The sequence below is a fragment of the Zarconia sp. genome (genome assembly GCF_057467645.1).
Window position 1 is genome coordinate 34,704 of sequence record NZ_JBRJXU010000010.1, and the last position, 12,551, is coordinate 47,254.

Annotated in this window: 10 protein-coding genes and 1 pseudogene; 3 read left to right on the forward strand and 8 right to left on the reverse strand. The window is 50.9% G+C overall.

The window, feature by feature from the left end:
* Positions 1–126 precede the first annotated feature (126 nt).
* Together AC2215_RS01990 and AC2215_RS01995 are read right to left on the reverse strand one after the other, a co-directional pair.
* The gene (locus AC2215_RS01990) at positions 127–1,308 is read right to left on the reverse strand and encodes an RtcB family protein (RefSeq protein WP_486808275.1); all 1,182 of its coding nucleotides are present in this window, start codon (positions 1,306–1,308) and stop codon (positions 127–129) included.
* 381 nt (positions 1,309–1,689) lie between these two features.
* Entirely contained in the window at positions 1,690–2,277 is a 588-nt protein-coding gene (locus tag AC2215_RS01995; protein WP_486808276.1) for a macro domain-containing protein, read from the reverse strand.
* A gap of 290 nt (positions 2,278–2,567) precedes the next feature.
* On the opposite strand from AC2215_RS01995, the gene AC2215_RS02000 reads away from it, so the two are divergent.
* Positions 2,568–3,038 (forward strand): hypothetical protein, encoded by a 471-nt coding sequence (locus tag AC2215_RS02000; RefSeq protein WP_486808277.1) that lies wholly within the window; start codon positions 2,568–2,570, stop codon positions 3,036–3,038.
* Positions 3,039–3,193: 155 nt separating this feature from the next.
* Positions 3,194–4,912 carry a tetratricopeptide repeat protein gene (locus tag AC2215_RS02005; RefSeq protein WP_486808278.1) on the forward strand — a complete coding sequence of 573 codons (1,719 nt, stop codon included), beginning with the start codon at positions 3,194–3,196 and terminating at the stop codon, positions 4,910–4,912.
* A 4-nt stretch (positions 4,913–4,916) separates the two neighbouring features.
* Here AC2215_RS02005 and AC2215_RS02010 read toward each other — a convergent pair whose 3' ends face one another.
* The 6 genes from AC2215_RS02010 to AC2215_RS02035 form a co-directional block, all read right to left on the reverse strand.
* A complete protein-coding gene (locus AC2215_RS02010; protein ID WP_486808279.1) occupies positions 4,917–6,335 on the reverse strand; it encodes an ATP-binding protein in 1,419 nt (472 codons plus the stop codon).
* A gap of 10 nt (positions 6,336–6,345) precedes the next feature.
* Positions 6,346–8,004 carry an FAD-dependent oxidoreductase gene (locus AC2215_RS02015; protein ID WP_486808280.1) on the reverse strand — a complete coding sequence of 553 codons (1,659 nt, stop codon included), beginning with the start codon at positions 8,002–8,004 and terminating at the stop codon, positions 6,346–6,348.
* Positions 8,005–8,069: 65 nt separating this feature from the next.
* Entirely contained in the window at positions 8,070–8,309 is a 240-nt protein-coding gene (locus AC2215_RS02020; protein WP_486808281.1) for a hypothetical protein, read from the reverse strand.
* An 893-nt stretch (positions 8,310–9,202) separates the two neighbouring features.
* Positions 9,203–10,354, reverse strand: a complete 1,152-nt coding sequence (locus AC2215_RS02025) for a beta-ketoacyl-ACP synthase (protein ID WP_486808282.1) — start codon at positions 10,352–10,354, stop codon at positions 9,203–9,205.
* A 228-nt stretch (positions 10,355–10,582) separates the two neighbouring features.
* Positions 10,583–11,317, reverse strand: coding sequence for a peptidylprolyl isomerase (locus AC2215_RS02030; RefSeq protein ID WP_486808283.1), 735 nt, complete (start codon positions 11,315–11,317; stop codon positions 10,583–10,585).
* 315 nt (positions 11,318–11,632) lie between these two features.
* A complete protein-coding gene (locus AC2215_RS02035; protein WP_486808284.1) occupies positions 11,633–12,205 on the reverse strand; it encodes a photosystem I assembly protein Ycf4 in 573 nt (190 codons plus the stop codon).
* Positions 12,206–12,410: 205 nt separating this feature from the next.
* On the opposite strand from AC2215_RS02035, the pseudogene AC2215_RS02040 reads away from it, so the two are divergent.
* Positions 12,411–12,551 (forward strand): annotated as a pseudogene (locus AC2215_RS02040) (photosystem II D2 protein (photosystem q(a) protein)); the annotation flags it as partial.

A 12,551-nucleotide genomic window follows, 5' to 3' on the forward strand; every position in this document is an offset into this window, starting at 1 on the left:
AGGGGATGGGGTGTCGGGGGTAGGGTGTGGGGAAAAGCAAACGGACAATTGACAAAAATTGCTAATTATTGCTCTCCCGGTCTCTGCATCCCCTTGAATTCCATCCTCAATTCTGCGTTGCCAAATTCATCCTTTGACGCAAACCACCTGTTTGAGAGTGGCGACGATTTCTACTAAGTCTTTCTGTTGCGCCATCACTTCCTCAATTGGCTTGTACGCCCCAGGAATTTCGTCGATAATGCCGTTATCTTTGCGGCATTCGACCCCTTGGGTTTGGGCGATTAAATCGTCGAGGGAGAAAGATTTTTTGGCTTTGCTGCGAGACATCAGGCGACCGGCACCGTGGGAACAGCTACAGTAGCTGTGGGCGTTGCCCTTGCCTTTGACAATGTATGACTTCGCCCCCATGGAACCGGGGATGATGCCGTAATCTTCTTTCTGCGCGCGCACCGCACCTTTGCGAGTGACGTAGACTTCTTCGCCGAAGTGAACCTCTTTTTCGGCATAGTTGTGGTGGCAGTTTACCTCTAATAGGGGTTTGGTGGGTTTGCCCCCTGCTGCATGTTGCTCCACAATGCGTTTCACTCGCGCCATCATGACTTCGCGATTGTAGCGAGCGTAGTTCTGCGCCCACTGCAAGTCACGCCAGTATGCCTCGAATTCGGAGGTTCCGGCAACAAAATAGGCTAAGTCGCGATCGGGCAGGGAAACTTCTGCCAGCTTTGCGAGTTCTTTTGCCGTGCTGATATGGCGCTGGGCGAGCATATTACCGATGTTGCGAGAACCCGAGTGTAGCATAATCCAAACTTGGTTCTCAGTATCGAGACAAATCTCAATAAAATGGTTGCCGCCACCGAGGGAACCTAACTGTTTGGTGGCTTTCCCTTCCAGGTGCTGCACGCCGGCGTGGAGGTCTTTAAAAGATTTCCATCCCTGCCAGTTATTTACCGCTTTTTCGATGGTTTTATTTTCGTTGAAACCAACGGGAATGGCAGCTTCGATATCCTTGCGAATTTTCTTCAGTTTTCCTTCGAGGCGATCGGCTCCAAAGGGCATTTTTATCGCACCCATGCCGCAACCGATATCCACCCCCACTGCTGCCGGAACGATTGCTTCTTTGGTTGCCAGAACCGATCCCACCAACGCACCTTTGCCTAAATGAACGTCGGGCATCAGGGCAACGTGCTTGTAGACAAAGGGCAGCGATGCCACATTTTTCGCCATCTGAATTTCTTTAGAACCCAGACCTTTTTGCGTCCAGGAAAGTACGGGCTTAGGCGTAGAAATATTCAACGCTTCGTAAGGCATTGGTGTTGGTACTCCTTTGCAAATGGGAACGCGCCCACTTGCCGATTTTTGATGGTTTTTTGTTTTTGTAGTATTTGTAGTATAACAGCCGGTTTGGAGGGTGGCAATACCTTTGTACCCGTCCTCCCCGTTTCAGTTGTAGGGTGGGTAGTTTTTCGGTCGGAATAGAATTTTGACACTCCTTCGCGAACTGCCCACCTGACCCAATTGTGCAATCTGACTGGAGTCTTTCTCCCTGACAGGTATAGCTGTATTCAGTTAGGTTAGGACAGCCCAAGTCCCAAGTTCAAAAAGCGCATCTTTCTCCCCCAGCTTCCCCAGCTCCCCCAGCTCCCCCTGCTCACATTCACCCGTATCCTCATCACTTTCGCCGCGACTTCATCACCCTTCCCAAATCTGAAGTTGCCGTTCTGCCGCAACCAGACAGTTGAGATACTTGGGGGGATAGAGGAAGCGTTCGTAAGCCAGTGCCATTTGCCGCGCGGCTTCGGCGTAGGGAACCCGACCGATTCCCGTCCCCAATCCCGGACAGGCAACAGTTTCGATCGATTTCGATGAGTTTTGATTGTGTTTGCGTACCGCCAGCAGCATCGCCCACATCGCCACGTAGGGAATATCCGTTCCGGCGATGGACATGGGAACGCGCATGGTGGGAGTATGAGCGAGAAAGGGATGGCAGGAATGACCGGTTTCTACAATTAGAGACGTGCCGACGGATTGTTCTCCCAAATATTCTTGGAGAATTTGCTGCTGAACCCGTTCCATCAGGGAATCGCCAAAGAAACGAACGATCGCCGCATCGATACCGCCATCCATCATCCCGAAGGAGTTAGCCGGACTCACCAGGCAATCGTATTCGGGCAGCCACTCAAAATAATTATTGACGATTTCGACGTTGGGTAAATACTGGAAATGCTGTTGAAATGCCTTGCATAGCGCCGGGTTGGGCGCAACTAATATCAGTTTCAAAGAAAAAACCTCCGATTAGAGATTATTCTAGAAAATTCGATCGGGAAATGACAATGCGATCGACTTTATAGGGATAGCGGTAGGGGTCTTAGGATACAGGTGTTGGTGAGCTGGGGGAGCATGGGAAGCTGGGGGAGCTAGGGGAAAGAGATTCTCATGTAAACTTAGGTTGTCCTAAACGTTGTGGATACAGCTATACATCCAGCTTTAAACTAGGAAAACTATCCGGATTTTTGGGGAAATTCGTGAATTTTTAATCAAGCGCTGTTCCCCCGTTCCAGGAGAGTTTGATGATTCGCGATCGCCTGTTTACCTTGCAAGACAACCTCACCGATCTTTACGAACAATTAAGCGGTAAGGAAAAAGCCCTGATTCGCGCCCCCGAAGAGGAAAAGACGCGAATTCGGCAGCAAATCCGGGATGTGAAAGGAGAGATTCAGAATTTTGAGCAAGAGTATTGGTTGGCTTGGAGAAGGGAGTCGGCTGCACTGACGGTATCGGAAGCGGAAGCCGAAGTCGCGACAACCACCATCGTCCAAGAAGCAGAAATCCTCGAAGCCACAGCCGCCTATCCCGAGGAGGCGATGCCAATCCTGCAGGAAATTTTGAGGGAGTTGAAGAAGCCGGGAACCCCAGCAGCCGGAAAACTAAAAGCCGCGATTCCGTTGCTGCCGGGATTGGTGGCGTATGAGATGGAGGTGGATACGGAAGGATTGCTGCGTCGGTTGTTTCCCACGTTTTCTCGGTTGCTGGGAAAGTAGCAGCCCCCAGTCAGGGTGTCATTGTTCGAGGGGGCAAGCCATTTGTTGAGGTTCTGAAACGGCGATACAAATCGATCGCGATGCTGAGTTTGGCGGGTATGGCATTAAGTACTGGAATTTGGACTTACAATACCCCTTGCACCCATTCCTCGACGATGGGAAACTCAAACCCGTTGGCACGATTGTGCAATCCCAAACTTGCTCGTCAAATTACGATTTTGGTTGCTGATTTTGAGGAGGCAGAACTGGAAAACTACCGCGTTACGTATACGATTCTCAACAATCTGAAACTGGCAACGGCGGAATACTCGGATGTGCGAGTGAAGGCGCTGGGGAGGACGATTACGGAAGAGGATGGCAGCGAGGTGGCGCGGAAACTGGGACAGAAGCATAACGCTGCGATTGTCCTTTGGGGATGGTACGACAAGACGGAAACCACCGTACCCCTGAGCGTGAATTTTGAGGTGTTGGCTAAACCGAAATATTTCCCCGAATTAGAAGCAACAGCCCGAGGTCAAATTCGAAGATTTGCAGCCGCAGAGTTAGAAGACCAGCAAATTCACATACAGGTTTCCAGGGAAATGAGTTATCTGACGCTGGTGACGCTGGGGTTATCTCGATATGCAGCAAAGGATTGGGATGGAACAATCGATCTGCTGACAGATGCGCTGGAACAAGATACTCCAAAGGAATTAGCCTTGAATCGAGCAGCAGTTCACTTCTATCTGGGCAATGCTTACGATTACAAAGGAGCCGAGCGCAAAGCGATAGCTGACTACACCCGTGCTATTGAACTCGACTTAGACTATACGGCGGCTTACTATAATCGAGGTATTGCTTACGGCAAGCAGGAAGAGTATGAAAAAGCAATTTCTGACTTTAACCGTTTGATTGAACTCGACCCAAATGATGTCGGTGCTTACTACAATCGAGGTCTTGCTTATGACTATAAGCAAGAGTATGAAAAAGCAATAGCCAACTACACTCGTGCCCTTCGACTCAATCCATATGATGTAGGAGTTTACTACAATCGAGGTCTTGCTTACCGCAAGCAGAAAGAGTATGAAAAAGCAATTTCTGACTTTAACCGTTTGATTGAACTCGACCCGAATTTCCCATCAGCTTACTACAATAAAGGTCATACTTACCTCTATAAGGAAGAGTATGAAAAAGCAATAGCCAACTACACTCGTACTCTCGAAATTGACCCCGAATTTGCAAACGCTTACCACTGGCGTGGCTATGCTTACAACGATATGGGAGAGTACGAAAAAGCTATTACTGATTACACTTATGCTCTGAAGATCGACTCAAACAACGAGAAACTATATTACTTTCGAGGCTTGACCTACACAAATCTGGATGAGTACGAAAAAGCAATTTCCGACTACAACCGTGCCATCGAGCTAGACCCTGACTATGCAGGGGCTTACAACAATCGGGGCAATGTTTACCGAAACCTAGAAGAATACGAAAAAGCAATTGCTGACTATAACCGTGCCCTTGAAATCGACCCTAACGATGTATGGGCTTACCATCATCGGGGCGATACTTATCTCAAACAGGAAAAGTACGATCTAGCAATTGCTGACTACACTCACGCCCTCGAACTCGACCCAAACGATGCACACCTTCACGCTCATCGGTGTGATGCTTACAGCCATCTGAAAGAATATGAGAAAGCGATTGTGGAGTGCGATAGCGCCATCGAACTCAATCCAGATTATGACTGGGTTTACAGTATTAGAGGTCAAGTTTATGCTCGCCAAGACAATACCCAAAAAGCAAAGGCTGATTTCCAGAAAGCCTTGGAGTTAACAAACGATCGAGAACTGACACAAGAAATCGAACAGCAGCTTCAGGAACTCCAGTGATGGGCTAGATTTGTGCCATTGTTCGCTCCCCCTCCGGAATGGGCAAACACACCATAAAACAAGTCCGCCCCGGCTTCGACTCCACCGAAATCGTTCCCCGATGGCGATTTTCCACGATGCGGCGCACGACATCCAGACCCAATCCCGACCCTTTCCCCATCTCCTTGGTGGTAAAAAAGGGTTCGTAGATGCGAGACTCGATCTCTGAGTCGATACCCGTCCCAGAGTCGATAATTTCCACCCGCACGTAGTTCCCATCTCGATAGGTCGCCACTTCCAGCGTTCCTTCCCCGTTCATGGCATCGATCGCATTATCGATTAAATTCGTCCACACTTGATTGAGTTCGCTGCCGTAGGCGCAAATCTGCGGGACGGTGCGATCGTACTCTCGCTTCACCGTCACCCCGTATTTGAGTTTGTGGGTCAACAATCGCAGGGTATCTTCGAGTCCCTGATGCACGTCCACGAGTTGCTGCGCGCCCCGATCGAGGTGAGAATAGGATTTCATGGAACTCACCAACTCGGAAATCCGTTCTGCCCCCCGCAGTCCGTGGTGGATGGTAGACATCACGTCAAAAGATAGGGCCAGCCAGCGAATCCCCTGGTCGCGCAATTCCGTCGTATCGTCCCGCCAGCGTTCCATCAACCGCTCTAGGGTGGCAATTTCAATCCCCGCCGCCGCCAGGGGTTCGGCAACCTTCCAAGCCTGTTTCACCCCGTAATCTTCGAGCCAATCGAGCAGTTCCTCCTCGCGATCGCTCAATGTCATCGCATCGGCAGAGGGGTTTAAAATAGCTTCGTAACCCCCCTCTCGCAACTTCAGCCATTCTTGTGTATGTTCCGGATCGGGATTGCGCTGACCGTAAATCAAATTCATTTCTTCGAGTTCGCGAATCGCCGGAACTACATCCCGCAAAGCCCGCACCAGAGCAGCCGCTGGATTGTTCAATTCGTGGGCTAGTCCCGCCGAAAGCGTCCCCAACGCCGCCATTTTTTCCCGATTGCGGATGAAAGATTCCAACCCCCGCAAACGCTGGGCGACGACGCGAAAAATACTGCGCTCGAAATCCCGACATTCGTGCAAGAGTTTGAGGAAATCAGTGCAGTGAATTTTATAGAGGTGGCAGTCGGTTTCCGCGCGGACAGAAACCTCCACCGGCCCGTCCACGAGGATGGGAATTTCCCCAAAGAACGCCGGGGCTTCATGTTGACCGATGGGCATCTCTATTCCTTCGCTGAGGCGAGTAATACTGACTCGACCGCACAGAAGAATAAAAAAACCATTCACCGGCGTACCTTCTTCGACTAATACCGCTCCAGCTTCGAGATCGACAACTTGGGCGCGATCGCACGCCCATTCAAGCCGTTCTTTGGGCAATTTCTGGAACGGTTCGAGGGTGAGTATTTCATTGCTACACAGCACGGTGGTTTCCTCACAAATGACTCAGATAGCGGTGGACGAATTGGACGCAAATACTGCCTTCGCCGATGCCGGATGCAACCCGTTTAATCGAGCCGTGGCGCACGTCACCGACGGCAAAAATACCGGGAACGCTGGTTTCCAGGAGGTAGGGAGCGCGTTCTCGAGGCCAGTCCTGGAGGGGATTGCCAGAATCGAGATCCGGTCCGGTGAGGATAAAGCCTTTTTCATCTCGCTTCACCAACCCATCCAACCAATCCGTCCTCGGAACCGCCCCGATGAAGATAAACAGGGACTTCGCCGGTAAGGTCTGCACTTCACCCGTTTGGGAATTTTCGATTTTCAGGGATTCCAAACGAGATTCCCCCTGTGCTTCGATAACGCTCGAATGCGTCCAAACCTGGATATTCTCCGTGGCGTCGATTTGGTCGATCAGGTACTGAGACATACTTGTGGTGAGGGAATGCCCCCGCACCAGCATCGTCACTTTGCTGGCAAATCGGGAAAAATACATCGCCCCCTGTCCGGCAGAATTTGCCCCACCGACGACGAACACCTCTTCGCCTTCGCAAGACATGGCCTCGGTTTGAGCCGCCCCGTAGTATACCCCCGAACCCGTAAGGCGATCGGCACCGGGAATATTCAGTCGCCGCCAGGATACCCCTAACGCCAAAATCACCGTATGACCCGCGAGGCGATCGCCATTTTGCAACGTGACGATGCGATAGTCGTTCTCGATTTCGATCTTCGTGGCTTCCTGGGGGGTGAGAATTTCCACGCCGAACCGCTTGGCTTGGGTAACCGCACGGCGTGCGAGATCGCCGCCACTGAGTCCCACGGGAAATCCGAGATAGTTTTCGATTCGAGAACTGGTTCCCGCCTGGCCGCCGGGTGCTTCTCGTTCGATGGCAACGGTTCGCAGCCCTTCCGATGCCCCGTACACCGCAGCGGCCAGTCCACCGGGACCGCCGCCGACGATAATCAAATCGTAGAACGGGTTTGTTGCTTGGGTTTGCAGACCAATTTTTTCGGCAATCTGCAAGTTTTCCGGTTTCGGCGCGCAAGACCCGTCGGCAAAGACAACCAACGGCAAACAGGGAGTTTCGGCTTTGGCGTAAGTGAGGAGTTTTTGAGCTTCCCCATCCCGTTCGATATCCAACCAGCGATAGGGAACCTGGTTGCGGGCTAAAAAGTCTTTGATGCGGTGCGATTCGGAAGACCAGCGATCGCCAACCACGCGAATGCCTTGAAACTCCGGGTGAAAGTGCGCCCGCCAATCGGCAAGTAAGTCGTCGAGAATGGGATAGAGTTTCTCTTGGGGCGGGTCCCAGGGCTTGAGGAGGTAGTAGTCGAGGCGGGCGATATTGATGGCGCGGATGGCGGCTTCGGTATCGGCGTAGGCGGTGAGCAAAACGCGCTTGGCTTCGGGAAACGTATCGGTAGCTTTTTCGAGAAACTCGACCCCCGACATTTGCGGCATTCGCTGATCGACCAGAAACAAGGCGACGGTGTCGTTGCGGAGTTTCAACTGTTCGACAGCTTCGAGGGCGGCTTTCCCGGAATCGGCACGAATGATGCGAAACCGTTCGGCATACTGTCGGCGCAAGTCGCGGGCGATCGCCTGCAAGACTTCGGGATCGTCGTCAAGGGTGAGAATAACAGGCTTATTCATTGTCGAGATCTGTTTTGGATCGGTAGCTGCAATCAAGTCGAGGCGATTTGTCGAGGCAATCGAACTTATTGGGCGTTCTTCGATGCATTATCGAGGATGTAGCGAAGAAAAGCATAGGCTTTTGGCGCTGGAAACCGCAGGGATTCCCCCTGATATTCAATGATGTAGTCTCCCACCACAGCCGGACAAGCGGTGCAGGTAAACACCTTTTGGCTGAGGGCATCGACGCTGAGGGTGGCGATCTGCTGTTCGAGCCAGTTGTCAAATCGATCGAGGTTTGGGGAATCTGGGTGAGGTTGAGTCATTGTTCGATCGAGGAGAAAAATTTAGTCCATCTACTCAAAAAATGTACCAGATTACGAAACTAAAATTCTGAAATTTGTTTCATGATTCAGCGAAACGAAAATCGTTAGCCTATAGGAACCTAAAAGTTTGTTACTCACTCTGGAGAGGGTATGAGATTGTCAAATCTTCGCGATCGGTTACTTATAGCGCTTCATACTGGTTTATTTACATGATTTAATAAATACTTTTTCTGTTATATATTATCAGTTTTTGATGAATAGTAAATTTTTAAAATACAAGAAAAATGCTATATAAAGATACTGGTTTCAGTTTTAGTTTTAAACAAAAAAATATACAAAATAATTTTTTTGTTTTTTGTTTTGATTGACGTTTTAATTTTATTCCTTAGAATAGCAATTATAAAACAAAAAAATAAAAGTTTTTTCGTTTTATAAGTTTTTTGACAGGAAATACCGGTTTTTTTATGGTGATTTTTCTTGATTGTTTTTTAGGTTAAAATAAAACGATCGGACGCTATATTGCTGAATATACATAGTAAAAAAATTAATTATAATACGAAAAAATGGAGGAAAGCAGAAGAAGAATATAGCGCTTCTCATACTCATGAGGTACGTAAAATTCCCCTGAATTACCCTTACAAAAGGGGACTTGAGATTTAAAATTAGCCCTCACTGATTTGAAAACGGCTATATAAAGACTCAACCTGAATCTCAATCGTCCTAAGGGCTATGCACTTAGCTATAAAAAGTATCGTAAATTAAATTAATTAGGGCGATAGTTTTTGAAGCCCCAAAATTTTAGGAATATGATGCGATCGCGGACTGACTGACACAACTCGCTCGAGTCGATCTTAATCATGAAACTCAACAACCACCATTCAGACTGTTGTCACTCAAGTTACTGCCGCCAAAGCCATCACCGCATTTTGCCCCCCAAAGCCAAAACTGAAACACAGAACGTGACGTACTTGTGCCGAACGGGCAACTCGGAGGAAATCTAAGTCAAATTCCGGGTCTTTTAACCCCACGCAAGGGGGTAAAATTTGCGTCTCGATCGCCTTCAGGCAAAATGCCGCCCCCAGCGCCCCCGACGCGCCGACGGTGTGCCCTGTTGCCCCTTTTGTGGAACTAACGGGAACGCCCCAGGGGAACAACTGCCCGATGAGATGGGCTTCGCTGCGATCGTTAAGGGGGGTGCTGGTTCCGTGGGCGTGGATGTAATCGATGTCTTTTGGGGTAATGCCGCTGCGATCGAGACATTGTTTCACCGCAACGATCGCACTTTTTCCCCCCGGTTCCGTGGCGCAGATGTGATGACCGTCGGCCGTTAGACCGAATCCCAACACCCGACCGTAAATCTTAGCATCGCGACGGCGAGCGAGTTCTGCTGATTCGAGGATGAATACTGCGGCTCCTTCCCCCAATGCCAACCCTTGTCGATGTCGATCGAAGGGATACGATCCCGTTCGGGCTAAGGCTCCCATTTTATCGAATCCGGCGAGGGTTAAGGGGGTAATCGGCGTTTCCACCGCCCCGGCAATGACCCGATCGCAAACACCGGTCTGAATCAGCTCAAATCCCCGCGCGATCGCCCAGATGCCAGTTGCACAGGCGGCCATGGGTGCGAGTACCGAACCGGTTGCGCCAATTTTTCGAGCGGTGGCGATCGCGCCCATGTGGGGTAGGGAATTGAGCCAATCCCAGTTTTCTTCTGAGGGGACAATTTTCGAGGACTCTCGATCGCGAAACAGCGTGTGGAGATGTTCCCACCGATGTTGCTGGCTGCGACTCGAGCCGATAACCACGCCACAATCGGGCAACGGCGCAGTTAAACCCGCATCGTGTAGTGCTGCATCGACAACTCGATCGACTAGGGTTAAAAACGCCATCGGTTGGGATTCGATCGTGCCGAGGGGTCGGGGGGGAAACTCGGGAAAGGGTTGCCCCAACTGAAGACCGGACTCGCCAGCAAGCACGCGATGCCAGGTTTTGTCCAAATCTCCCAATGCCGACATCAAACCAATACCCGTCACCAAAACTTCCACGGCTACTTCGGCAAGGTTAGTACTGAATCGGGTCTAGGAAGGGCTTTGGAGGCAGGGGAGGCTTCGGGAGCAGGGGGGGGAGTTAATGGACAATGGACAATGGACGAGTGGCAATGCTCTTCCTCCATATCAGTGTCTCCCCATCACATCACCCCATCTCCGTGTCACCGCGTCTCCGTGTCACCGCGTCTCCCCATCACATCACCCCATCTCCGTCTCGAAGCCAGACTAACGTTGCAAGTTTTCCAGCCCTTGGGTTACCATAGCCGACTCAATGCGATCGCCTTGTTGAATTTGGTCGACCACATCCATACCTTCGGTGACGTAACCGAACACGGCGTAAGACCCGTCAAGGAAGGCTAAATCCGCTAGGGCAAAGTAGAACTGAGATGAGGCGGAATTGGGCAAACTCGATCGCGCCATAGCGACAGCCCCCCGCGTATGGGTCAGTTCCGGTTGGGCGTTTACTCGGGCTGATTGAAAGGTTCGACCGTAAATGGGGGTATCTTCACCTTCCGGGGTAATTTCTAAGGGGATATCCCGAGGATTACCCGTGTCCGGATCGACGAAACCGCCCGTCCCCAAGCGAGAGCTGGGGGTATTGGGGTCTTTGCTGTTGGGGTCTCCCCCCTGGACGACGAAGGGTTCGGGTTCGCGAACGACGCGATGGAACATCAAGCCATCGTACACGCCGCGATCGACTAAATCCACAAAGTTGCCGGACGTAACTGGGGCTTTCTCGCCATTCACTTCGATGGTAATCGGAGCGCCTTTCACCGTCATCACCACCGTTGCCGTACCGCTGAGTTTCGGCAAGTTGCTGTCGGGCTGCACTTGAGCCACCGGGGGAGTTGTAGAAGTGCCCGGTTCGTTATCCGTTGCTGCTTGTAGGGTACATCCGCTGAGGGTGAGAACGGCGATGGCTAGGGAGGAGACAAGCCAATACCCAATTTTTCTGTGCATTGCGTTTCCTATCGAATTTTTTATCGAAGTTTCATCACAAATCTTACGACCCGAGCTGATGCTAGCACAATGGAGGGTTCGATCGTCCCCAGCGATGGCGACTGCGATAGCAACTAGATACTCGTGAAGGTGGGCAGGGGGAGCAGGGAAGGCAACGGGAGAGTAAATGGACAATTGACAATGGGTTAGTTGCGACGCTCTTGCCCCTCTTCCGTTTCTCTCCCTGCTCCCGTTTCCCATCCCCCCTCTGCGCGTCCGGAGCGTCACCCGTGACAACAAGCAGGGGAATCATGAGCGATCGCAACGCAAAAAACTTTACAAACCTTCTAAGGGAACCCCCAGAAAGCGTGCGAGGGTCGCCGCTTGGGTTTCGAGTTGCGCCAGGGGCAGGGGCTGTCCGACGCGAGTGAGGGGAATATCGCGCATTCCTTTGACTTGTAGGTAAATGGCTCGCTTGGGATTTAAACCTTCTTGCAGTTGGACCCGCACCGATTGTACGTCTTGGGTCTTGCAAGTGACTTCCACTTTACGGTTTTTGCCGGGGAATCCCCAACGAAAAATGCGCACCGACTCTTTATCGAGATCGAACTCGTTGTAGCCGCCACCAACATCCCAGGCAACAGTCAGCCACAAATAAGTACTCAGGAGAACAGCGGCAATTCCATATAACCCCATCGCCAAACCTTGGGGAAAAAAGATTAACTGAGTCGCGTCGGAGACCGGTACGAGATTGACGTGGTAGTAACTCGACAGCCCAGCAAGCAAGAATCCGATTCCCCCGAGAGAAACGATACTCGCCCACCAGTAGTTGCTAAATCGGCGCGATCCTAAAACCGTTTGACGCAAGATGCGATCGCCATCGGTGGCAGCAGGGGCGTTGGTTGTCATGGCTATAGCTCGATCGATATCAATTTGTTAAATAATCGATCTACATAATACAAACAACTGGCGCCTCGATCGTTTCAGCCTTGTTAATACGGGAAATTTTGACAAACTTGACTGAGAAATGTGTGAAATTTGGCATCATAGTATATAGATATGTTAACTTACTTAGAAACCTTGCACCTCGTTTCGCAAGGAGGATAAACATAACATGACAATCGCAGTTGGACGCGCGCCAGCGACTCGAGGAGCATTTGACATCCTCGACGACTGGCTCAAGCGCGATCGCTTCGTCTTCGTCGGCTGGTCCGGAATTCTGCTGTTCCCCTGCGCCTACATGGCGTTGGGCGGA